Here is a 22717-nt window from a genome sequence, read left to right as displayed (position 1 = left end):
AATCATCTTAAATGGCTTGTGAAAATACAGGACGTCAGCTGATTATATAAGACATAGTTATTAAAAACAATTATGTACAGAAAGGGGTAAAAGCATGACGCAGCCAAGCCGCACATTGTTCCATCGCATTCGCTGCATAAAAAGTAGTCTGGATAAGGCGGAGCAAAGCTTTATGGATAATAAGGATATACGGGGCGAGCTTGATTTGATGCTGGCGGAGGCCGAGCTGAAAAACCTGCGTCGGAAAAAGGACCGCCCCTGGAGCTGGAACCGTCAGGTTCTGGCAGTCTGTGCAGCATTTTTGTTAGTAGCTGCTGGTTTTGGCGGCTGGTGTTTTGCCAGAAACCATTACCGTGCCAAGGCGCAGGCCGTGTTGCCGCCGCCTGCGGCAGCACCCGTGGTTAAGCCGGAGCAGAAAATGCCGGTACAGGATTCTGTGCCCAAGACTGCAGCTATACAGAAACAGCCTGCTAAGGATACACCGGTACGGGAGAAGCAAGGCGCTTCCGACCGTGTTACTATATCTAAAGCCGATATGCACAAATTAGTGCAGTCAGCGCGAGTTGAGTTGAGTGACTCTAAATGAATCATGAGGAGGAATATCGATTGAAGAAACAATACTTATGGCGGCCTTTGACAGTAGGCCTGGCAGCAATGCTGCTGGCTGCTCCTGTTTACGCCGAAGAAATCCCGACACCTGCTGCAGGTGCTGGTACCTCTGTAACGCAGACTGCACCGGAAAGCCAGCAAGAAACAAGCCTGGCACCATATTTGGGAAAGACCATTACCAAGCAGATTATTGCCGGTAATAAGACTGTGCCTGAGGCAGAGATTGCTGCTGCTTTGAAAACCAAGCCTGGCATGCAATTTACTGAAGCTGGCCTGAGCGAGGATTTGAGTGCTATTTATGACATGGGCTGGTTCTATGACCTGCGCCCGGAATTCAAGCTGGTTCCGGAAGGCGTACAGGTAATCTATCATGTGATGGAAAACCCCGTTTACCAGAAAACTGAGGTTGAGGGCAACACTGTGCTGAATAAGCAGAAGGTGGCAGGCTTCTTTGACCTGGAGCAGGGTAAGATTGCTAACCTGAAGGATATCAATAAATGCGTCCAGAAGCTGGAGGAGGAATACCGTTCCAACGGCTATATCCTGGCGCGTGTTACTGACGTGCATATGGAGCCGGACGGTACCTTGAAGGTTACTGCCAACGAGGGCATCGTAGAAGGCTTTAAGGTTAAGGGTAATGTTAAGACAAAGGATTATGTTGTTACCCGTGAAATGAAGCTGAAAAAGGGCGAACCCTTTAATGCCAAGGCTGCACGCCGCAGCATGCAGCGTGTCTATAACCTGGGCTATTTTGAAGACGTTAACATCAAGCTGAACCCTGGCCGTGAGCCTAACGGCGTTGAGGTGGAGATTTCGGTAGTAGAAATGAACACCGGTACCTTTGGCATTGGCGCAGGCTACAGTAATGCTGACGGCTTTGTCGGTATGGTTTCTATCGGTGATAAGAACTTCCGCGGTATTGGCGATAAGATTAATGTACGCTGGGAGTTCGGCGGTGAGGATAACAAGAACTATGACTTCAGCTATACCCGCCCCTGGCTGGACGACAAGGAAACCAGTGCTACCATTAACCTTTATGATATCACTAACGAATATGCCGATTACAATATCGATGGTGACGAAATTGCCCGCTACGACAAAAAGCGTCGCGGTCAGGAAATTACCTTCAGCCGTAAAACCCATAATGAGTTCGTAAGTAACTACATTACGCTTAAAAACCGTGATGATATCTACAAGGGCGAAGCTGACGGCTACGAAGGCGATTCTAACCAATATTACGAACCTGGATTTAACAAAAGTGATAAATTTGAGAAGGACTGGATGCCTGAAGATTATCGTGAACGCCGTAAGGAAAACTTTGGTGTTACCCGCAGTATTACCTTCGGCCGTGTATATGATTCCCGCGACAACATCTATGATCCGCATGAAGGTAAGCGCATCGGCTACAGCGTAGAATGGGCCGGCGGCATGGGCGGTGACTTTGACTTCACCAAATGGACCGCTGATTGGCGCTATTACTATCGTGCAGGCGGCGAAAGCGTTTGGGCACTGAACCTGGGTGTAGGCTATGCCAGCGGCGATATGCCGTTGTCTCAACGCTTCACCATGGGCGGCAGCGATACCCTGCGTGGCTACGAGGATGACCAGTTCCGCGGCAACAGCATGCTGAAGGCTACTTTGGAATACCGCTTCCCGATTGTCAAGAAGGTACAGGGCGTGCTCTTCACCGATAACGGTTATGCCTGGGATAAACGTCATGAGGATGAATTTGATATGGGCCTGCTCAAGAACAGCTACGGCGTAGGCCTGCGTATCAACTCTCCTTTGGGACCGGTTAAGCTGGACTATGGCTATGGTGAAGATGGCGGCAAATTCCACTTCAGCTTTGGTGGACAGTTCTGATTTTGCGGAGAATATTTAGGCTATGAAGCTGAATAAGATTCTGTTCTGTGCTGCAATGACAAGCATCTTGCCATTGCAGCATGCTTTTTCTGCACCGGTTAACAGAGTAGAGGTGCAGGTTATAGATACAAACGGTGGCACCAGCCAGCTGCTGCTGCAAAAGATGAGCGATAGCATGCAGGTGGTCGCAGACCAGCTGTTTCTTGATAAGGATGCGGTGAAAATTGCTGCAGCCAGGGAGGATTATGCCAGGTTGCTGACGGAAATCGGTGACAGGGTATTTACCGGCTACGAGCTGACTGATGTTCAGCTTGATGTAGGTGAAGCGACACAGGTGTGCTTGTATGCACGTCCCTGGAACAAGGTTATCGAAAAGCCCTTTATCGATTTGCAGTTTTCCGGCGTAGAGCCGCAGACAGCAGCTTTGCTTGAGCGGCGTATTCCGGCGCTGCAGGCTCAGCTGGAGCAGGCCATCAGCGGTGCCTCGGTAGATGCAGGTGACTGGGCTGGCGGCGTACTGCGCAAGCTGGTACGCAGCGAGGTGCAGGCACAGCTGCCTGAATTTAAGCCGGCTGTTGACGTGCTGCAGGAGGACGGACGCACTGTAGTGCAGGTTGTTATCTATCCCGTAGGGCAGTTGGTGCGCGACATTCGCTATGAGCTGCGCAGTGAGGATATTCCCAATGTGCTTTTGATGCAGATGAAGTACAAATATGCCGGTGAGTGCGACAAGCTGCGCGGCTTGCCGGTGGCTTATGTGCAGCGGCACCGACAGGAGCTGGAGCAGCAGCTTTTAGAGAAGCTTATGACTGAACCGGAGGTAAAAAACTATCAGCTGCGGCCACAGGTGAAAATCACCCCGGGTGCGGATCTGGGTGTCAGCATTATGATTGAATCAGATGATTACAAAATCTGGTTTGAAGGCTATGGTGATATCGGCCGTGATAAGGATAACCTTTCCGGCAAGGCGCATCTTGGTAAATTTATTTCGCCGCGTGACGAGATTTTTGGCGAGGCAGAGGTTATCCTGGATGATGTCCAGTGGCGCTTCGGCACCGGTTATACGCATTATTGGGGCAAGAGCAGCTGGAGCTATGTACGGCGTATGCCTATGGGTGACAACAATTACCGTCTGGAATATTGCCTGAGTCCTAAATGGCGCTTGCGGGCGGAACATTTTTCCGGTGATGACCGTAACGAATTTGGCGTGCGCTACCGTATTCATGAGTTCCTAAGTGCGGAATATATTTATGGCGGGCAGGAATTTTACCTGCGTCTTATAGGAAATCTGTAGCAATTCTTGAAAGAATGAGCGTAGACTGATATAATAAGATATATTATTGCAACAGACGGGACAGAAGCAGATGACAGCAGCTTACTGTTGTTTTCTGCTCTTGCCGCTTCTGAATTTTTGTATGAGGAAAAGAAGGTAGGGATTTAGATTATGATGCAGAAATTGCGTAACCCTAAAAATGTAAAACTGATCTCCTTGTTTATTGCAGCCATTTTTGTACTGGGCTGCTTTGCGCTTTCTGTAACGCAGAGCGGTGTTGGCAAGAGTGCTTTTGCAGCCTCCAGCGAATCTGCTATCGGTGTAGTTAACTATCAGATGCTGGTAGCACAAAGCCCGGATTTGAGCAAAGTTAACGAAGCTATGAACAAAGAAATCGAATCTGCCCAAAAGGATTTCAATGAGAAAAGCAAAACCATGAATGAGGCAGAAAAGAGAAAGTACTATACCCAGACTCAGGAACGTCTGGCTAATAAGCAAAAAGAGCTTATGGACCCCGTACTGAAGAAAATTGAAGCTAGCATCAAAAAGATTGCTGACAAAAAAGGTTTGGCAGTTGTAGTAGATAAGAACACTGTTGTTTTCGGCGGTGTAGATATTACCGATGAGGTTGCCAAGGCTATGCAGGCAGGAAAATAACAGCTTCTGCAGCGCATTGCTGCTCTGAAGTTGGCAGATTGCCTTGCGCAATGTCAATTTAATCGCGGTATTTACGGATGTACAGCAATGTTATTGGAGGCAGGAATGAAGAAGAACAAGCTGGTAAAAATAAGTGCTATTATTGCAGCTGCTCTGCTGATTTCGGCATGCAGTACCAATGTCCGGGGACCGCAGGAAAAAATTGCTGTTATCAACTGGGAGCAGGCGGTAAGCGCCCATCCTCAGTATACTAAGCTGGAGCAGGGCGAAAAAATCCTGCAGGATCTGCTGAACAAGCGCAAGGGGCAGGAGGAGTTGGCCAAGGCGCAGCTAAGCAGCTTGAATAAGCTGCGCAGTCTGCGGCAGCTCAGCCAGCAAAGCTTCATGGAGGCTGATTTCAATACCCGGATGGTAGAACAGAGGGAGATTGAAAATGCTAAGCTACAGAAGTTTGTAGCACAGGCTGAGGCAGAAGCAGACAGCAAGCTGGCTGCACGCAAAACAGAGGTTGAAGAAGCCTATAAGCTGAAGCTGTTTAATTTACGCGCGCTGCTGGAGACCGTAAAAATGAAGCCTGATGAACGTCAGGCGGTTGAAAAGCAGCTGCAGCATTTGCAGCAGGAGCGTGGTGTGCAGATTGGTGAGCTGCAGGCGGAAAAACGACGCCTGGTTGATGCCAAGGTACTGCCTTATAAAGAGCAGGCTGAGCAGCGGATGCGTGAGATGGCACAGAAGTATCATGCTCAGGCTATGCAGCAGCTCAAATCGCCGGAGGAACGCGACAAGGAAATGCTTGATACGGCACCGAAGGCCTTAAACAATGCGCTGAGTGTTATCGACAGAGAAATTGATAAGCAGCAGGAGAAGAATGATAGCTTGAAGAAGCAAATCAATCAGGATATCGAAAGTCAGGCTGTGAAGCTGGCGCATGAACGCGGTTATACTATTGTTTTTAATAAGTTTAGAGTTAATATGAAGGCGGAGGATATTACCGATGCCATAATCAAGGCCTTAAAAAAGACGTGATACGTTCACGTGCCCGGGCCTGATTCATGCTATAATTAAGTGAGGTTAAAAATTATGAAAAAAATTATTGCTGGTTTGATGATTGCAGCATCTATGTTTACTTTTGGCTGCAGCGGACGCAATGCTGATTTTGGTACTGTTGATATGAGCAAGATTGAAGCTGAAGCTCCTATCGTAAAAACAACTCAGGAAGATGTTACTAAAAAAATGACTGACCTGAAAACCCAGATGGATAAGGATATGGCAGGCAAAACCGGCGATGATGCCAAAAAGGTTGCCGAAGATTATGGTGCTAAGGCTAAGCTGATTCAAAGCGAGGCTCAAAATAAACTGAAGGCCAGCCTGGATACTGCACTGAAGCAGGTTTCCGATGAGAAAAAGCTGGGCGCTATTTTAGATAAGCGCGCTGTTCCACAAGGCGGTACTGATGTTACTAGTGATGTAATTGCAAAAATGAAATAAGCAGCACCCTGAAGCGGGCGGGTAGTCCGTCCGCTTTTTGCGTAAGTAGCTTTATGGTGGAGGTATGAAATGGAGAAGAGTGTACAAGAATTAGCTGAGTTTTTAAAAGGTACAGTAGAGCATGATAACCCCGAATTGCTCATTACCGGTGTCAATGGACTGGTGGAGGCAGGTCCGAAGGATATTTCCTTTGCTGTGCCGCCTCATGTAGAGCATTGTCATCTCAGCAAGGCCGGTGTAATGGTTCTGAGCCCTGAGGATCCGGAGCTTGATGGTCGTCCGGTTATCAGAGTTGCTAACCCGCGTGCAGCTTTCGCTGCCCTGCTGGAGCTGTTCCGCCCGCAGGAGAAGGTAGAGCGCGTTATCAGTCCCTATGCTTATGTATCCAAAAAAGCAAAAATCGGCAGCAATGTTGCTATCCAACCCTTTGCGGTAGTAGAGGACGATGCTGAGATTGGTGACGGCTGCGTTATTTATCCACACGCTTATGTTGGCAAACGCGTAAAAATGGGCAAGGATTGCACTCTTTATCCTAATACCACCATCCGTGAGGATTGCGTGCTGGGCGACAGGGTTATTCTGCAGTCCGGTTCTGTTATCGGCGGTGATGGCTTCGGCTATATTACTCAGAACGGCAAGCACAGCAAGGTGCTGCAAACCGGTAATGTAGTGCTGCAGGATGATGTAGAGATTGGCAACAACACCTGCATTGACCGTGCTACCGTGGACAGCACGATTGTTGGCAAGGGCACCAAGATTGATAATCTGGTACATCTGGGCCACAACGATATCTTAGGTGAAAACTGTCTTGTTGTTGCGCATGTGGGTATTTCCGGCAGCGTAACTGTTGGCAATAATGTTACCTTTGCTGGCCAGGTTGGTACTGTCGGTCATATTACCATTGGCAACAACTGCGTATTTGGTGGCAAAACCGGCATTACCAACAATGTTCCTGATAACTCTGTTATGGGTGGCTTCCCTGCAATGCCAATGAAGGAATGGCTGCGCCAGGAAGCAAATTTGCGCAAGGTGGGCGATATGCTCAAGCGCATTAAGGCTCTGGAAAAGGAACTGGCAGAGCTGAAAAAATAAGTAGGTGGTGAAGGCTTGTTAGGTTATTATATAGTCAAGCTTTTTAGTAAATTTATGTGTGTTTCACCCCTGTGGCTGCGCAAGCTGGTGGCAAAATTTCTGGGCAGCGTAGCAGTAATGGTTGTACCGCGCTGGCGTATGCAGATGGCAGAGGCCAACATTCGCGAATGCCTGGGGGTTGATGAAGCAAGAGCGGCCCAAATCGCTGAAGAAAGCCTGCATCGCTTTGGTCGCATGGTCGTGGAGGTTATGCGCTTCCCCTTGCTGAATAAGGATAATATTGACCAAAAAGTAATGGTAGAAGGCCTGGAATATCTGGAGGCTGCCTATGCACAGGGCAAGGGCGTCATTATGGCTACCGGCCATTACGGTAACTGGGAGCTTTTAGGCGCAACTGTAGCGCTGCATGGCTATCCTATGCTTTCCATTACGCGTAAGCAGAATAATGGTCACATGGATAAGCTCATCAATGAATTCCGCCAGATGGTAGGACAAAAGGTTACCTATAACCGTGGTGAGCATGGCTTGCTGGCAATCAGCCGTATGCTGCGTGAAAAAAATCTTCTGGGTATTCTTTACGACCAGGATACGAATGATGATGGCGTGCGCATTGATCTGTTCGGCAAGGATTCTGTTATCCCGATGGGACCGGCGGCGCTTTCGCGTATTTACGGTTCACCGATTTTACCAATCTTTCTGCACAACAATGCAGATGGCAGCTGTACTGCTAAAATTTATCCTCCCTTGTACACCCCGAAAACGAAAAACAAGGAGCAGGATTTTTACGCAGTAACCCGTGAACTGGTTACAATTCTGGAGCATGAGATTATTGCGCATCCGGAAATGTGGTTCTGGGTGCATGACCGTTGGAAGGACGGACGCCAGCGGTTTGGCAGAAAAAAATAAATTTGATAAAGGAGGAGCAAAATGACCGAACAAAAAAAGGAATACCAGCATACAATTGCTAAAGAGGTATCCTATTCTGGCATTGGTCTGCATTCCGGCAAGGATGTGCTGATGACGCTGAAGCCTGCAGCACCTGATACAGGCATCATCTTCATCCGTACCGATTTACCTGACAGACCGGAAATAAAAGCTTTGCCGGAGAATGTAAGCTCCACGGTAAAGGCAACAACACTTAGTGCCAATGGTGCTGAGGTTTTTACAGTTGAGCATCTTATGGGTGCGCTGTCTATGATGGCGATTGACAATATCCGTATTGAAATGTCTTCCCCGGAACCGCCGGTAACCGACGGCAGTGCTAAGGTTTTCTGCGAGCTGATTGAAAAAGCAGAACCGGTGCAGCAGGAGGCAGAACGTCATATATATGCCGTTGATAAAGCATTTTCCGTTTATGACAATGACCGTTATATCGTTATTTTACCTTATGACGGCTACAGAATTTCTTTTACATCCATCAACAGTCATCCGATGCTGGGAACCCAGTATTTCGATATCCTGCTCGATAAGGAGAGCTTTAAAAAGGATATTATGGCTGCCAGAACAGTGGCTTTTACTTCCGAGCTGGAAATGCTGCGTAAGATGGGACTGGGACTTGGCGGTTCGTTAGAGAATGTAGTTGTTTTTGATGATGAAAAAATTCTTTCTGTGCCGCGTTTTGACGATGAACTGATCAGACACAAGATACTTGATGCCATCGGCGACTTGTATCTGCTGGGACCGATTAAAGCGCATGTTATTGCCGTAAAAACAGGCCATGCCTTTAATTCCGCAATCGCTAAGCAAATACAGGCTTACAGAACAAAGGGGGAGTAATAAATGACAGTATTAGATATTAACGAAATTAAAAAGATTCTGCCGCATCGTTATCCGATGCTTTTGGTTGACCGCATTCTGGAAGTTGAGCCTATGAAGCGCGCAGTAGGTATTAAAAATATTACCGCTAATGAAATGCAGTTCTTAGGTCATTTCCCTAATGAACCGATTATGCCCGGCGTTCTGCTGATTGAGGCTATGGCTCAGGTTGGCGGCGTTGCTATGCTGTATCCGGAAGAAAACCGCGGCAAGATTGCTGTTTTCGCTAAAATAGACAATGTGCGCTTCCGCAAGCAGGTTGTGCCCGGTGACCAGGTTGTAACCACCGCTGAGGTAACTAAAATTATGCGCGGCAGCATGGGTATCATTCATTGCGAGGGTAAGGTTGACGGCAAGGTTGCCTGCGAATGCGATTGCACCTTTGCTATTATGGACCCGAAAGAAAATTAATCAGCAAAATACAAAAAAGCTGTAATTGGTAGAATAAGCGAGCAATACAGCTAAAATTAATGCTAATTTCATTTAACTGTGATTTTTGTAATGTTAAAAATCGTGGATACCTGTGATTATAGTATTATATTTATATTTAATTGCTTGATTAACATCTTGTTTGGGGAGTGAAAATAATGAGTTCGGTTATTATGCCAACTAGTGGTATCCATGAAACTGCAATCATTCATCCGTCTGCTAAAATCGGCAAGGACGTTAGCGTAGGTCCTTATGCTGTTATCGACGAAGATACGGAGATTGGCGACGGCTGCGTGATTGGCGCACATGTGACTATCCATCCATATACTAAAATCGGCAAGAATTGCCACTTTTTCCCGGGCTGCTCTATTGGCGCAGTACCGCAGGATTTAAAATTTGTAGGTGAAAAAAGCTATACCATTATCGGGGATGGCGGCAGCTTCCGTGAATGTTGCACTGTTCATCGTGCATGCGGCGAAGGCAACGAAACCCGTATCGGCAACAATATCCTGATGATGGCCTATACCCATGTAGCGCATAACTGCATTGTAGGCAATAATGTTATCATGTCCAATGTTGCTACGCTTGCAGGCCACGTTATCGTTGAGGACCGTGCCGTTATCGGCGGCTTGTCTGCAGTACACCAGTTCTGCAAGATTGGCCGTAACGCAATGATTGGCGGTATGGCACGTGTAACCCAGGATGTTCCTCCGTTCATGATCTGCGCCGGTGATCCTGCCTTTGTTTCCGGCCTGAACAGCGTTGGTCTTTCCCGTGCCGGTATGCCGGTAGAAGAGCGCAGCGAGCTGAAAAAGGCTTTCCGCATTCTTTATCGCAGCGGCCTGCCACTGCAGGAGGCAATCAGCACTATGGAGCAGGAGCTGACAAGCTCCGAGCCGATGGAACATCTGCTGCGTTTCCTGCGCAATGTTGAACGCGGTATTATCCGTACACGCAGAGGCTAAGGCTATGGAGGTGCTGGGCGTACTTTCAGGTGTCGGACATCTGCCGGTAGAGGTAGCACGCTCGGCAAAGGAGCTGGGTTACCATGTTGTCGCTGTAGGTGTTGTTCCCGGGATTGACGAGGAGCTGCCTGGCAGTGTTGATGCTTATTACGATATCAACATCGGCAAAATTGGCAAGATTATTTCTACGCTGAAAAAAAATAAGGTTACCAAGGTCACCATGATCGGTAAGGTAACAAAGGAAGTTTTGTACAAAGCAGGCAGGATTGTTCCTGATCTGCGGGCGATAAAAATTTTAGCTACTATTCCGAACCGTAAGGATGATACTATCATGAATGCGATTGTTAAGGAGCTGGAGGACGAAGGCATTGAGGTTATGGATCAGACCTTGCTGATCAAACCGCTTTTGCCACAGCCTGGCGTTCTGACAAAGCGTAAGCCTACAGAGGCAGAGCTTGCGGATATGGAATTTGGCTTTGAGATGGCGAAGGCTATCGGCGGACTTGATATTGGTCAGACCGTAGTTGTAAAAAATCGTGCTGTGATGGCAGTAGAAGCAATTGAAGGCACTGATGCCTGCATTTTGCGCGGCGGTTTTTTAGGCAAGGGCGGTGTGATTGTAGCCAAGGCTGCCAAGCCGAAGCAGGATCAACGCTTTGATATTCCCGGTTTTGGTACGACAACGATTGAATCTATGATTCATGCCGGTGCTACCGGAGCTATCATTGAAGCAGGTAATACTATCATTCCGGAGCGCGAAAAGGTGATTGCGCTGGCAGATGAGCACAATATTACCATTCTTGTAAAATAAATATCGTAAAAATTTCGTATTTCTTAGCGGCTGATAGCTTATGTCAGCCGCTTTTTGTGTTATAATATATACTGAATATATATAGGTAAATGCAAGGAGACATCATGGCGAAAATATTAATATCTGCCGGAGAAGCCTCTGGCGATATCCATGCAGCTGCTGTGACTGCTGCTATAAAAAAACTTGATAGCAAGGCTGAGGTCTTTGGCATGGGCGGCGACGCTCTGCGTCAGGCTGGCGGCGAGGTGCTGTGGGACATTAAGGACCATGGCGTAATGGGCTTTGTGGAGGTTATCCGCAAGCTGCCGGATTTATTCCGCCTGCGCAGTGATTTTGCGCGCATTATGGACGAACGCAAGCCGGACTGTCTAGTGGTTGTCGATTACCCCGGTTTTAATATGAAGCTGGCTAAGCTGGCTCATGATAAAGGAATTCCCGTTGTATCATATATTGCTCCGTCGGCATGGGCCTGGAACAAGGGCCGTGCCAAAAAGGTTGCGAAAATAGTGGATAAGGTTGCCTGCATCTTTCCTTTTGAATACGATGTGTATAAGGAAGCAGGTGCTCCCGTAGAGTTTGTAGGTCATCCGCTGCTGGATATTGTACATCCTACAATGACAAAGGCCGAGGCTGAAGCCTGGGCCGGCAAGCAGCCCGGCAAAAAGCTGGTGCTGCTGATGCCCGGCAGCCGTCTGATGGAAATTGAAAAAATGCTGCCGACGCTGCTGGCAGGCGCCAAGCTTTTACAGAAGCAAATGCCAGATGTGCAGTTTGTTATGCCGCGTGCCAATACTATTCCGCTGCTCATGCTGCAGGAAAAAATTGCGGCGTATGGCATTGAGGTGAAAATTACCGAAGGCCATAACTATGATTTGTTCAGTGTGGCGGACCTGGCGCTGGCAACCAGCGGCACAGTAACGCTGGAGGCTGCTTTATGCGGACTGCCGAGCGTGATTGTCTATCGTACATCGGCACTGAATGCATTTATAGCGCGTCTGGTAATTAACATTCCCAATATCGGCTTACCTAATATCGTAGCCGGCAGAACAATTATGCCGGAGCTGCTGCAGGAGGACTTCACCCCGGAAAAATTAGCGAAAACTGCAGTAGAGCTGTTGCAGCCTGAGCGTCAGGCACAGATGCAAAGCGATTTGTCATATATGAAGCACAGACTTGGTGAACCCGGTGCGGTAAATCGTGTCGCTCAATTAATCTTAAAAATGACTGAGGAGAGAAAATGAATTTATACTTTCGAGCATTGAAATATATTAAACCATATTGGAAACGAGGCTTGGCAGCTGGAATTTGTACTATTATTGCTGCAGGTGGTACAGCTTATTTGCCGTTTGTTATCAAGGATATGGTTGACCAGGTGTTGAGTGAAAAAAATACAACTATGCTGAATTGGATAGTATTAAGCATTATTGTTGTATTTGTTATTCGTGGTATTGCTTATTATGGTCAGAGCTATCTGATGAACTATGTCGGTCAGCGCGTGATTATTGATATCCGTAAGGCCGTTTTTGAAAAGCTGCAGCGCCTGAGCATGAGCTTTTACGACAAGCATAAAACCGGTACGATTATGAGCTATGTGACCAACGACGTAAGTGCATTGCAATCTGCGATGGTGGACAACGTTGTGGAAATGATTACTGAAACAGTGATTTTGGTAGCTTCTATTGTCATGATGATTTATTTGGACTGGAAGCTGTTTCTTGTAACCTTTGCAACCTTTCCGGTGGTACTCTTCTTTATCGACAGTTTTGGCAAACGCATCCGTAAATCCGGTAGTCGTATTCAGGAGGCTGCTGCTGATATTACCTCTGTACTGCAGGAGGTTGCTTCCTCTCCGCGCGTAATCAAATCCTTTGTGCGTGAAGGCTATGAAGTGGACCGTTTTGACAAGGAAAATATGAACAACTTCCGTGCTAATATGAAGTATGCACAGCTTTCCTCAACGCTTACTCCGACGATTGAATTTGTTGCGGCTGTCGGCGTTTCCATTATTCTCTGGTACGGCGGCAACAGCGTTATCAATGGCAGTATCACCGCAGGCTCTCTGGTAGCCTTCCTGACCTATGCTGTTAATATTTCTAACCCGATTAAACGTTTGAGCCGCGTTATCGGCAATATTCAGAAGGCATTGGCTGCAGCGCAGCGTGTTTTTGACGTACTTGATTTACCGGAAGATATTAAAAATGCACCTGATGCCAAAGCTCTGCCGAAGGTGAAGGGTGATGTACGCTTCAATGATGTAAGCTTTGCTTACAACGAAAACGAAGAGGTGCTGAGCCATGTTTCCTTTGAGGTTAAGCCAGGCGAAATGGTTGCCTTTGTCGGTCCTTCCGGTGCTGGTAAATCTACCGTAGCCAGCCTGTTGCCGCGGTTCTACGATGCGATTAACGGCAGCATTACGATTGACGGTCAGGATATCCGCAAGGTTACGCTTGATTCCCTGCGTGAGCAGGTTGGTATCGTACCGCAGGAAACAGTGCTGTTCAACGGCTCTGTTTATGATAACATTCTTTACGGCCGCCTTGATGCGACTCGTGAGGAGGTAGAGGCAGCAGCAAAGGCTGCTAATGCCCACGACTTTATTATGCAATTGCCTGATGGATACGAAACAATGCTGGGTGACCGTGGCATGAATATTTCCGGTGGCCAGCGTCAGCGTATTTCCATTGCCCGGGCAATATTGAAAAACCCGCAGATTCTGATTCTCGACGAGGCAACCTCTGCACTAGATACGGAAAGCGAGCGCGTGGTACAGGAGGCTCTGGACCGCCTGATGGTAGGCAGAACATCCTTTGTTATTGCGCATCGTCTTTCAACGATTAAAAATGCCGATAAGATTATGGTTCTGGAAAAGGGCCAGCTTATCGAGCAAGGTAACCATGATGAGCTAATGGCTATGGACGGGCTGTACGCGCATCTGTATAAGATTCAGTATCGCAGCAAGGAAGCCAAGTAAGGCGAAAAGAGGTTAGTAAATGTATATACTCTACAATATTCTTATTTTAATAGTGTTGGTAATTTTTATTGTCCCCTATTACACTTACCGCCTGTTTACAGAAAAAGGCTTCGCTTTGCGCTTTAAGCAGAGTCTGGGCTGTGTAGATGAAAAGGAAATCGCTAAGGTTATCGGCAAGGACTGTGTTTGGATTCATGGTGCGTCCGTAGGTGAAATTGTTGCCACCAGTCCGCTGGTTAAACAAATCCGCAAGGAAATGCCGGAGCGTCCGGTGCTGGTATCTGCTTTTACCGTAGGCGGCTATAACATGGCTAAACAAATTATTCCTGAAGCAGATGCTATCATCTACTTCCCGCTGGATTTACCGTTTGTCGCAGAATCCTTGGTCAAGCGTATTCATCCAGGTGTATTCATGCCGGTAGAAACCGAGCTGTGGCCTAACTTCCTGCGTGCTATCCGCGAACGCCATATTCCCGTAATGATGGTAAATGGCCGTATTTCCGAAAAATCCGTTAAAAACTACAAATATCTTTATGGTATTTGGGATGATATGCTCAATACCGTAACCCGCTTCTGCATGCAGTCCAGCATTGATGCCGACTATATTGCGCATCTTGGTGCTGACCGCAGCAAAATCTTTGTTACCGGCAATACCAAGTTTGACCAGACCTACGCCGAGGTTACGCCGGAGGATTTGGCAAAATATCGCTTTGAGCTTGGCTTGAAGGAGAATTATCCTATTATCGTTGCCGGTTCTACGCATCCGGGTGAAGAAAAGGTACTGCTTGAATCCTTTAAGGCTATCCGTGAAAAATATCCTCATGCGCGTTTGATTATCGCACCGCGTAAAACTGCCAGAGCAGATGAAATTGCCAAGCTGGCAAGTCATTACGGCTATGAAACAGGCTTCCGTTCCAAAATGCTGGAGGAAAGCGGCGAGCGTAAGGAATATCCTTTGCTGATTATTGATACAATCGGTGAGCTGGGACGTATTTATGCTGTAGGCGATGTTGTTTTTGTCGGCGGCTCCTTCAGCAATACCGGCGGTCACAACGTACTGGAGCCTGCTGCTCATGCCAAACCGATTCTCGTTGGCCCGAGCATGCAGAACTTTAAGGATTCCTATGCACTGTTAAGCAAGGTTAAGGCCTGCAAGATGGTGAACAACAATGATGAGCTGACGAAGGAAATGCTGGACATTCTGGGCAATGATGAGCGTCGTGCGCAGATGGGTGCGGCTTCCTTGCAGGTTATCAAAGAGAACCGCGGCGCAGATGTGCGCAGTATCCGTTATCTCAAGGAGCTGCTTGATTTAACTGCTGTGCCTGCCCGTGAATACAAAAGCTATCCGATTAATACGCGTAACCTGACGGATGAGGGCGGCGGACGCCTGCGTCACGGTGATGCGATTATCCAATATGTTATGCAGGTTGCCTATGGACCGGAAACTCCGTTCTTCGGCTGGCTGCTGCTGGCAGTTCTGCGTGGCATGTCTTATTTATATGAGTTTGGTGTCTGCTGCAAGCTGTCTATGTATAATTGCGGTCTGCTGCACAGAGAAAAGCTGAACTGCTGCGTTATCTCTATCGGTAATATTACCGTCGGCGGCACCGGTAAAACTCCTACCGCCCAGAAGATGGCGGCAATTATCAAGTCTATGGGCTATCGCGTTGTTATCCTGAATCGCGGCTACCGTTCGCATTGGGGCAAGGAGCTGGGCGTAGTTTCCGACGGCAATAAGATTTTCATGACTGCCTATGAAGCAGGTGACGAAGCTTACCTGATGGCCAAGACTTTGCCGGGAATTCCTGTTATCATCGGCAAAAACCGTGCTGTTACCGGCCGCTATGCTGTCGAAAAGCTGGATGCCGAGGTTATCATTATGGACGATGGCTATCAGCACTGGCAGCTGGAACGCGACCTGGATGTAGTTCTGGTAGATACGCTGAATATGTTCGGCAACGGTTGTGTGCTGCCGCGTGGTACTCTGCGTGAGCCGCTCGAAAACCTGAGTCGCGGCGATTTGTTTCTGCTGACTAAAACCGACCAGAGCAGTAAGCTGAGCCGCATTCAGCTACGTCATACTATTGCCAAATATAATGACAAGGCACCGGTAGTGGAAAGTATTCACCATCCGAAAAATTTTGTGGAAATTGCCGACTGGTACAAGGGTATTTCCGAAAATATCAAGGATCTGGAAGAGCTGCGCGGTAAGGATGTTATGGTCTTTTCCGCAATAGGCAACCCGTCCTCCTTTGAACAGACGCTGTCAAGTATAGGTTTGAATATCATGGAGGCTGTACGCTATCCCGACCATCACGATTACGGTATGCTGGAAATGCAGTACATCAACGAGCGTGCCAGCAGCCTGAAGGCTGTAGCGATGGTTACTACGGCGAAGGATGCTGTTAAGATTCCGACTGAATTTATTTATTCTGCCCGCGAAATTCCTCTGTATATCCTGAACATGGATATCTGTATTACCGAGGGTATGGATAAGTTCAAAGAATATATTGATCATGCCATTAAAAAGGAGCTTGATAAAAAATGAAAGTTTTATGCGTAATTCCCGCACGTTATGCTTCTACCCGTCTTCCGGGCAAACCGCTTTCCCTGATTGCAGGCAAGCCGATGATTCAGCACGTTTATGAGCGTGCCTGTCAGGCTAAGCTGCCGGACGAGGTAGTTGTAGCTACTGATAATGAGCTTGTCAAAAAGGCTGTAGACAGCTTTGGCGGCAAAGCAATGATGACTTCTCCCGACCATCCGAGCGGCACTGACCGTTTGGCCGAGGTAGCGCTGAACTATCCTGATGTTGATGTTATTGTTAACGTACAGGGTGATGAGCCGATGATTCCGGCTGAGGTTATTGACCGTCTTGCTGAATGCTTTACCGGTGACAGCGAGCTGCAGATGGCAACATTGAAGGTTGCTATGGACGAGGAGGATTACAACAATCCTGCTGCCGTAAAGGTTGTAACCGACCTTAACGGCTATGCACTGTATTTCTCCCGCAGCCTGATGCCGTATCCGCGCAATAAGCCTGAAGGCTACAAGGTTTACAAGCATGTAGGCATTTATGCTTACCGCCGCAGCTTCCTGCTGAAATATGCAGCACTGCAGCCGACACCGCTGGAAAGAGCGGAAAGCCTGGAGCAGCTGCGTGCGCTGGAAAATGGTTATAAGATTAAAGTTCTGGAAAGCGATTTCCAGGGCATCGGTGTTGATACCCCCGAGGATTTGGCAGCAGTCAATGAGCTGTTTGCTAAAATGAATAAATAAGCTGGAGGATACTTATGCAAATCGTTAAAGTTGGTAATTATGAAGTAGGTCAGGGCCATCCCCTGATGCTGATGGCAGGTCCCTGCGTGCTCGAAGGCTATGAGCGCAGCCTGATGATTGGTCAGCGTACAAAAGCAATCTGCGACAAGCTGGGCATTCCCTATGTATTTAAGGCTTCCTTTGATAAGGCTAACCGTTCCTCTTATGCTTCTTTCCGCGGACCCGGCATTGAAGAGGGCTTAAAGCTTCTGGCACAGATTAAAAAGGATCTGGGCGTTCCTGTAGTAACCGATATCCACGAGCCCTGGCAGGCTGATAAGGCTGCCGAGGTTGTAGATATTCTGCAAATCCCGGCTTTCCTGTGCCGTCAGACTGATTTGGTTTATGCAGCTGCCAAAACCGGCAAGACTGTTAATGTAAAAAAAGGCCAGTTCCTCGCACCTTGGGACATGAAGAATGTTATCAAAAAGGTTGAGGAAGCAGGCAATCATAACATTATGCTGACCGAGCGCGGTGCAAGCTTCGGCTACAACACATTGGTAACCGATATGCGTGGTCTGGCCATTATGCGTGAGCTTGGTTATCCCGTAGTTATGGATGCTACTCACAGCGTACAGATTCCTGGCGGTCAGGGTACCTCCAGCGGTGGTCAGAGCCAATATGTTCCGCATATGGCACGTGCTGCTGCTGCTGTTGGCATCGATGCTCTTTTCTTAGAGGTGCATGATAATCCGGCAGAAGCATTGAGCGATGGTCCAAACATGGTTAAGCTGGATAATCTGGAAAAATTATTGACCGACGTACTTGCCATTGACAAGATTGTACGTGGCTAAAGGTAGGGTGAGAACATGGAAGCAATGCTAAAGCATGCACAGGATGTTTTGCGCATGGAGGCAGAAGCAGTTTTAGAGCTGGTGCCGCGTGTAGATGAAAATTTCGCTGCGGCAGTAAAACTGATTTTAGATTGCCAGGGCCGTACTGTTATTACCGGTATGGGCAAATCCGGTCTGATTGGCCGCAAAATGGCAGCAACCTTAGCCAGCACAGGTACACCGTCCTTTTATCTGCATCCTGCAGAGGGCATTCACGGTGACCTGGGCATGGTTACCGAAAGCGATGTTGTTATTGCGCTTTCCAACAGCGGTGAAACCGGTGAGGTTTTGAATATCCTGCCGTCTTTGCGCCGCATTGGTGCCAAGATTATCGCTATGGTCGGCAAGCCTGATTCTACCTTAGGCAAAAATGCTGACGTGGTACTTGATGTTGGTGTCAGCAAGGAGGCTTGTCCGCTTGGTCTTGCTCCGACGAGCAGCACGACTGCAGCGCTGGCCTACGGCGATGCGCTGGCCTTGGCGCTGCTTAAAAAGCATAACTTTACCGCAAGCCAGTTTGCTATCTTCCATCCGGGCGGCAGCCTGGGACGCAAGCTGCTTTTGACTGTAGGCAGCATTATGCATAAGGGCGAGGATAATCCGACTGTATTGGCAGATACCAAGGTACAGGATGCATTGTTTGTTATTACCGATAAAGGCCTCGGTGCTGTATCCGTTGTGGATGCAGACGGCGTTATGCAGGGTGTGCTGACTGATGGTGATATCCGCCGCGGTCTGAGCAAGGGTGTTGATTTCCTGCAGCGTCCTGTTTGCGAGCTGATGACGAAATCTCCGAAAACAATTACCGAAGACAAGCTGGCAGCGCAGGCTCTGCATCTTATGGAAAGCAACAAACCGAAACCGATTACCGTGTTGCCTGTTATTGACAAAGACAATAAGGTTATAGGCCTGCTGCATATGACCGACCTGGTAAGACAGGGAGTGGTGTAATGAAAAAAATCTTAGAATTTCCCTTTGGCAATAAGCAAAACAAACATGAAGAAATGTTGTCTTTTGATGATGAGATAGAATCTATATTTGATGAAGATGACGAGGATGATGATTTCTGTGAATTCGATGAGTTCATGGAAGAGTTTGCTGATGCAGCACAAGGGATTCGTATGCTGGCTCTTGATGTAGATGGCGTGCTGACTGATGGCACAATTTACATGGGCAATGACGGTGAGCTGTTCAAGGGCTTTAATGCTAAGGATGGCATGGGCATAAGCTATGCTATGCGCAACGGCATTGATGTTTGCATAATTACCGGGCGTAAAAGCGAGATTGTACGCAGAAGGGCTGCGGAATTAGGCATTACCTGCGTACTGGAGGGTGTGCGTGATAAGGCAGCGGCGTTAGAAAAAATAGCTGATTCCTACAGACTTGATTTAGAGGAAATTGCTTATGTAGGCGATGACCTCAATGACCTTGCACCTATGAATATTTGCGGACTGTCCTTTGCTCCGGCCGATGCTGCTGATGCAGTAATTGATATGTGTGACTTTGTATTGATTAATGATGGCGGTAAAGGTGCTGTAAGAGAGGCTGTTGATCTGCTGTTAGATGCACAGGGAAAGTTGGAGTCTGTTATTGATTCCTACATTAATTCCGGACAAGGAGATAGACAATAATGTGGCTTTATTATTTATTAAAAACTATGAGTACCGTAATTTCCTGGCTGCCCTATAAGGCAGTTGTGGTTATTGGTAAGGTTATGGGCCACCTCTATCATAAAATTGCCAAGAAGCAGCGTGTGCGTGCTGAGGAAACTATCCGCGAGCGTTTAGGCTATAGTCAGGAGCAGGCTGAGGCTACAATCAAATCGCTGTTTGTGAAGCTTGGCATAACCTTTATGGAAATCATGTACATGCCGGCACTGAACAAGGACAATATCCGCGGTCTGGTAACCTTTGACCGTCCGGAGGTCCTGTGGGATGCGCTTAAGGAGAAGCATGGCGTTGTTATGCTGGCCTGCCATATGGATAACTGGGAATGGCTGGGCGCTGCACTGGCGCTGAACGGTTTTCCGCTGAGTGCAGTAGAAAAACCGCAGCCCAATCGTGTGTATAGTGATTTTATGAATGAGCTGCGCAAGGGCGTTGGCCAGGAAATCTTTTCACGCGGTACAAGTGAAATCCTTGGCTGTGCGCGAGCTATGAAGAAGGGCCGTATGCTGGGACTGATAGCTGACCAGGATGGCGGTTATGATGGCATTTTCGTTCCCTTCCTGGGTAAGATGGCATCTACACCTAACGGTCCGGCATATTTTTCCCGTAAATTCAAAGCACCTATTGTGCCGATTTTTATAGTACGTAAGCCTGACGGCTATGGCCATAAAGCGATTGTACGCGACCCTATCCATTATGAATTCACCGGCGACCAAAAGCTGGATGATTATAATGTTACCCTGAAAATGACTCAGGAAGTTGAAAAAATAATCAAGGAATATCCTGATAACTGGTTGTGGTTCCAGCATCGCTGGAATACACCATACACCCCACCGGAGGAGGAAAAGCAGCCAGATGAAAAATAAGAAAGTAATTCTGTCAGTATTGGCAGGCATTGTAATTGCCGGTGCAATTATTGCCTGGCTGATGCTGAGCGGCGATAAACCTATAACTGTAAAACCGGGTGATGGTGTTACAGCGCAGATTAATGCTTCCTTAAAAAACAGTATGGTTAAAAGGGAAAAGGATGGCAAAAAGCTGTGGGAGTTTACAGTAGAAGAGGTCGTTAACGATAAGGCTAAAAACACAGCCTATCTGAAGGGCATCAAAGGCAAAGTTTATCGTGCGGACGGCAGCTTTATCGATATTTCTGCCGATAAAGGCAGTGCCGGCATGAAGAGCAATGACTTTTTCCTGGAGGGTAATATTAAGGCTGTACTGAATACCGGCGGCGAGCTTTATGCCGATAAAATAAGCTGGAATCAAGAAAAAGAGCTTATTACGGCAACAGGACATTTTAAAATGCATAAGGATGCCTATACCGCAACTGCGGATAGTGCTGTAACTACCAGTGCTTTTAAGCATATTAAGCTTAAGGGTAATGCTAAAGTGGAGAAAGGCGGCGAATAAGATGGCTTACAAAAATAGATTACTGCTGACACTGGCGGCAGCTATGCTGGCAGCAGGCATAACAGCAACTGCTTTTGCGGCTCCGGGCAATTTCAGCGTTAAGGCTGATGAGCTGGAATACGATCTGGGCAGCGGTGAAGCTGTGGCAAAAGGAAATGTTGTATTGATGCAGGATGGCGGCAGAGCTACTGCCGACTACGCCAAATTCAACAGCAAAAGCAAGAGCGGTGTTTTAACCGGCAATGTTATTGCTGACCGCGATGACGCACATATTGTGTGCAATGAGTTTATCGTGCACAATGAAAATGACCTGTCTGCCGTAGGCGGCGCTATGATTACCAAAGCAGGCAAAAGCCTGAGCTCTGACAGAGTTGATTACTACAAGGCGCGCGAATTTGCCGAAACAATCGGCGGCTGGGCGCGTCTTACCGACAGCGACGGCAGTGTGTTGAATGCGGCAAGAATTGATTACAATATGGCACAGGGTGTTGCCAATGCTTATGGCGGTGTTGATATCCGTAGCGATGCGCGTAGCCTGACAGCTTCTGCTGACAGCGCTGTCTACAAAACTGATAACAGCGGTTACGTAGAGCTTATCGGCAATGCCAAAGCAACCCAGAATGGCAACAGCGTTGCCGGCGACAAGCTGCGCCTGACCAATACCAACGTGGCTATTGCCGACGGTAATGTAGATATTATCTATATTCCTGAAAAGCAGCCTGCGCTGCCCGGTAAAGAAAAGCAGAGCGCAGATGATAAAGCTTTAGCCTAAGAAGCGGAGGGCAAAGTTTTGGTTATAACAACAGATAATCTGGTAAAAATTTATAATACCCGTCACGTTGTTGACGGAGTAAGCATCAGCGTAGAGCAGGGCAGCGTAGTAGGACTTCTCGGTCCTAACGGTGCCGGCAAGACGACAACCTTCTATATGATTGTCGGTATTGAAAAGCCTGATGCAGGTACCGTGATGCTTGACGGCAAGGATATTTCCGCAATGCCCATGTATCAAAGAGCGCGTGCAGGTATCGGCTATCTGCCGCAGGAGGCTTCTATTTTCAGCAAAATGACGGTAGAAGATAACATCATGGCGATTCTGGAAACAACTGATTTGAATGCATCCGAGCGAGAAGCGAAGATGAACGCTCTGCTGGATGAGTTCCGTCTGAATCATGTACGCAAGAGTGAAGGCAAGGCGCTTTCCGGCGGTGAACGTCGCCGCGTAGAGATTGCTCGTGCGCTGGCTACCGACCCGGCCTTCATTCTGCTGGACGAACCGTTTGCCGGCATCGATCCTATCGCCGTAGCGGATATCCAGGGCATGATTGCACATCTGGCACAGCGTGGCATCGGCGTGCTGATTACGGACCATAACGTTCGTGAAACATTGAGCATCGTTGATAAGGCCTATATTTTGGCTGAAGGTCATATTTTGCTGCATGGTGACAGCGAAACAATCGCTAATGATCCCGTTGCGCGTAAATATTATCTTGGCGATAACTTTAGCATGTAACAG

At 47.8% G+C, this 22717-nt stretch carries 23 protein-coding genes; all 23 read left to right on the top strand.

Translation table 11 applies throughout. The features are described from left to right. Positions 1-94 precede the first annotated feature (94 nt). On the top strand, positions 95-586 hold the full coding sequence (locus BN587_RS08445; RefSeq protein ID WP_044484636.1) for a hypothetical protein: 492 nt from the start codon (positions 95-97) through the stop codon (positions 584-586). A 20-nt stretch (positions 587-606) separates the two neighbouring features. Continuing rightward, a complete protein-coding gene (locus tag BN587_RS08440) occupies positions 607-2472 on the top strand; it encodes a BamA/OMP85 family outer membrane protein (RefSeq protein ID WP_021720688.1) in 1866 nt (621 codons plus the stop codon). A 22-nt stretch (positions 2473-2494) separates the two neighbouring features. Next, the gene (locus tag BN587_RS08435; protein ID WP_021720687.1) at positions 2495-3766 is read left to right on the top strand and encodes a hypothetical protein; all 1272 of its coding nucleotides are present in this window, start codon (positions 2495-2497) and stop codon (positions 3764-3766) included. A 150-nt stretch (positions 3767-3916) separates the two neighbouring features. Next, positions 3917-4402, top strand: a complete 486-nt coding sequence (locus BN587_RS08430) for an OmpH family outer membrane protein (protein ID WP_021720686.1) — start codon at positions 3917-3919, stop codon at positions 4400-4402. A gap of 105 nt (positions 4403-4507) precedes the next feature. Then, entirely contained in the window at positions 4508-5428 is a 921-nt protein-coding gene (locus BN587_RS08425) for an outer membrane protein (RefSeq protein ID WP_021720685.1), read from the top strand. 54 nt (positions 5429-5482) lie between these two features. Then, positions 5483-5890 carry an OmpH family outer membrane protein gene (locus BN587_RS08420; RefSeq protein ID WP_021720684.1) on the top strand — a complete coding sequence of 136 codons (408 nt, stop codon included), beginning with the start codon at positions 5483-5485 and terminating at the stop codon, positions 5888-5890. Positions 5891-5959: 69 nt separating this feature from the next. Further along, positions 5960-6982: a UDP-3-O-(3-hydroxymyristoyl)glucosamine N-acyltransferase gene (gene lpxD / locus BN587_RS08415; RefSeq protein ID WP_021720683.1), complete on the top strand. Its 1023-nt coding sequence runs from the start codon at positions 5960-5962 to the stop codon at positions 6980-6982. A 15-nt stretch (positions 6983-6997) separates the two neighbouring features. After that, a complete protein-coding gene (locus BN587_RS08410) occupies positions 6998-7888 on the top strand; it encodes a lysophospholipid acyltransferase family protein (protein ID WP_021720682.1) in 891 nt (296 codons plus the stop codon). Positions 7889-7909: 21 nt separating this feature from the next. Then, positions 7910-8758 carry a UDP-3-O-acyl-N-acetylglucosamine deacetylase gene (lpxC, locus tag BN587_RS08405; RefSeq protein ID WP_021720681.1) on the top strand — a complete coding sequence of 283 codons (849 nt, stop codon included), beginning with the start codon at positions 7910-7912 and terminating at the stop codon, positions 8756-8758. Positions 8759-8761: 3 nt separating this feature from the next. After that, a complete protein-coding gene (fabZ, locus tag BN587_RS08400) occupies positions 8762-9208 on the top strand; it encodes a 3-hydroxyacyl-ACP dehydratase FabZ (protein WP_021720680.1) in 447 nt (148 codons plus the stop codon). 176 nt (positions 9209-9384) lie between these two features. Then, a complete protein-coding gene (gene lpxA / locus BN587_RS08395) occupies positions 9385-10191 on the top strand; it encodes an acyl-ACP--UDP-N-acetylglucosamine O-acyltransferase (RefSeq protein WP_021720679.1) in 807 nt (268 codons plus the stop codon). Positions 10192-10195: 4 nt separating this feature from the next. Then, a complete protein-coding gene (locus BN587_RS08390; protein ID WP_021720678.1) occupies positions 10196-11002 on the top strand; it encodes an LpxI family protein in 807 nt (268 codons plus the stop codon). 104 nt (positions 11003-11106) lie between these two features. Then, positions 11107-12243: a lipid-A-disaccharide synthase gene (gene lpxB, locus BN587_RS08385; protein WP_021720677.1), complete on the top strand. Its 1137-nt coding sequence runs from the start codon at positions 11107-11109 to the stop codon at positions 12241-12243. After that, a complete protein-coding gene (msbA, locus tag BN587_RS08380) occupies positions 12240-13973 on the top strand; it encodes a lipid A export permease/ATP-binding protein MsbA (RefSeq protein WP_021720676.1) in 1734 nt (577 codons plus the stop codon). The genes lpxB and msbA overlap by 4 nt, the downstream gene beginning before the upstream one ends. Positions 13974-13992: 19 nt before the next feature. After that, positions 13993-16524: a tetraacyldisaccharide 4'-kinase gene (gene lpxK, locus BN587_RS08375; RefSeq protein WP_021720675.1), complete on the top strand. Its 2532-nt coding sequence runs from the start codon at positions 13993-13995 to the stop codon at positions 16522-16524. Next, positions 16521-17255, top strand: coding sequence for a 3-deoxy-manno-octulosonate cytidylyltransferase (gene kdsB, locus BN587_RS08370; protein ID WP_021720674.1), 735 nt, complete (start codon positions 16521-16523; stop codon positions 17253-17255). The genes lpxK and kdsB overlap by 4 nt, the downstream gene beginning before the upstream one ends. A 14-nt stretch (positions 17256-17269) precedes the next feature. Beyond that, positions 17270-18088: a 3-deoxy-8-phosphooctulonate synthase gene (gene kdsA / locus BN587_RS08365; protein ID WP_021720673.1), complete on the top strand. Its 819-nt coding sequence runs from the start codon at positions 17270-17272 to the stop codon at positions 18086-18088. 15 nt (positions 18089-18103) lie between these two features. After that, on the top strand, positions 18104-19078 hold the full coding sequence (locus BN587_RS08360) for a KpsF/GutQ family sugar-phosphate isomerase (protein ID WP_021720672.1): 975 nt from the start codon (positions 18104-18106) through the stop codon (positions 19076-19078). Further along, the gene (locus BN587_RS08355) at positions 19078-19758 is read left to right on the top strand and encodes a KdsC family phosphatase (protein WP_021720671.1); all 681 of its coding nucleotides are present in this window, start codon (positions 19078-19080) and stop codon (positions 19756-19758) included. Before BN587_RS08360 ends, BN587_RS08355 begins: the two co-directional genes overlap by 1 nt. Continuing rightward, positions 19758-20660, top strand: coding sequence for a lysophospholipid acyltransferase family protein (locus BN587_RS08350; protein WP_021720670.1), 903 nt, complete (start codon positions 19758-19760; stop codon positions 20658-20660). The genes BN587_RS08355 and BN587_RS08350 overlap by 1 nt, the downstream gene beginning before the upstream one ends. Further along, positions 20650-21204, top strand: a complete 555-nt coding sequence (gene lptC / locus BN587_RS08345) for an LPS export ABC transporter periplasmic protein LptC (RefSeq protein WP_009144997.1) — start codon at positions 20650-20652, stop codon at positions 21202-21204. Before BN587_RS08350 ends, lptC begins: the two co-directional genes overlap by 11 nt. 1 nt (position 21205) lies before the next feature. Then, on the top strand, positions 21206-21976 hold the full coding sequence (locus BN587_RS08340) for an LptA/OstA family protein (protein ID WP_021720669.1): 771 nt from the start codon (positions 21206-21208) through the stop codon (positions 21974-21976). Between the two features lie 18 nt (positions 21977-21994). Continuing rightward, a complete protein-coding gene (lptB, locus tag BN587_RS08335; RefSeq protein WP_021720668.1) occupies positions 21995-22714 on the top strand; it encodes an LPS export ABC transporter ATP-binding protein in 720 nt (239 codons plus the stop codon). The last annotated feature ends 3 nt before the right edge of the window (positions 22715-22717 follow it).

The organism is Phascolarctobacterium succinatutens CAG:287 (assembly GCF_000434895.1).
GTDB classification, from domain to species: Bacteria; Bacillota; Negativicutes; order Acidaminococcales; family Acidaminococcaceae; genus Phascolarctobacterium_A; species Phascolarctobacterium_A succinatutens_A.
This window is presented reverse-complemented; position numbering and strand designations above follow the sequence as displayed.

Bases quoted from the DNA above. Each gene is read 5' to 3' on its own strand.
- BN587_RS08445 (WP_044484636.1), top strand. From the start codon at position 95: ATGACGCAGCCAAGCCGCACATTGTTCCATCGCATTCGCTGCATAAAA.
- BN587_RS08435 (WP_021720687.1), top strand. From the start codon at position 2,495: ATGAAGCTGAATAAGATTCTGTTCTGTGCTGCAATGACAAGCATCTTG.
- BN587_RS08430 (WP_021720686.1), top strand. From the start codon at position 3,917: ATGATGCAGAAATTGCGTAACCCTAAAAATGTAAAACTGATCTCCTTG.
- BN587_RS08425 (WP_021720685.1), top strand. From the start codon at position 4,508: ATGAAGAAGAACAAGCTGGTAAAAATAAGTGCTATTATTGCAGCTGCT.
- BN587_RS08420 (WP_021720684.1), top strand. From the start codon at position 5,483: ATGAAAAAAATTATTGCTGGTTTGATGATTGCAGCATCTATGTTTACT.
- lpxD (WP_021720683.1), top strand. From the start codon at position 5,960: ATGGAGAAGAGTGTACAAGAATTAGCTGAGTTTTTAAAAGGTACAGTA.
- lpxC (WP_021720681.1), top strand. From the start codon at position 7,910: ATGACCGAACAAAAAAAGGAATACCAGCATACAATTGCTAAAGAGGTA.
- fabZ (WP_021720680.1), top strand. From the start codon at position 8,762: ATGACAGTATTAGATATTAACGAAATTAAAAAGATTCTGCCGCATCGT.
- lpxA (WP_021720679.1), top strand. From the start codon at position 9,385: ATGAGTTCGGTTATTATGCCAACTAGTGGTATCCATGAAACTGCAATC.
- BN587_RS08390 (WP_021720678.1), top strand. From the start codon at position 10,196: ATGGAGGTGCTGGGCGTACTTTCAGGTGTCGGACATCTGCCGGTAGAG.
- lpxB (WP_021720677.1), top strand. From the start codon at position 11,107: ATGGCGAAAATATTAATATCTGCCGGAGAAGCCTCTGGCGATATCCAT.
- msbA (WP_021720676.1), top strand. From the start codon at position 12,240: ATGAATTTATACTTTCGAGCATTGAAATATATTAAACCATATTGGAAA.
- lpxK (WP_021720675.1), top strand. From the start codon at position 13,993: ATGTATATACTCTACAATATTCTTATTTTAATAGTGTTGGTAATTTTT.
- kdsB (WP_021720674.1), top strand. From the start codon at position 16,521: ATGAAAGTTTTATGCGTAATTCCCGCACGTTATGCTTCTACCCGTCTT.
- kdsA (WP_021720673.1), top strand. From the start codon at position 17,270: ATGCAAATCGTTAAAGTTGGTAATTATGAAGTAGGTCAGGGCCATCCC.
- BN587_RS08360 (WP_021720672.1), top strand. From the start codon at position 18,104: ATGGAAGCAATGCTAAAGCATGCACAGGATGTTTTGCGCATGGAGGCA.
- BN587_RS08355 (WP_021720671.1), top strand. From the start codon at position 19,078: ATGAAAAAAATCTTAGAATTTCCCTTTGGCAATAAGCAAAACAAACAT.
- BN587_RS08350 (WP_021720670.1), top strand. From the start codon at position 19,758: ATGTGGCTTTATTATTTATTAAAAACTATGAGTACCGTAATTTCCTGG.
- lptC (WP_009144997.1), top strand. From the start codon at position 20,650: ATGAAAAATAAGAAAGTAATTCTGTCAGTATTGGCAGGCATTGTAATT.
- BN587_RS08340 (WP_021720669.1), top strand. From the start codon at position 21,206: ATGGCTTACAAAAATAGATTACTGCTGACACTGGCGGCAGCTATGCTG.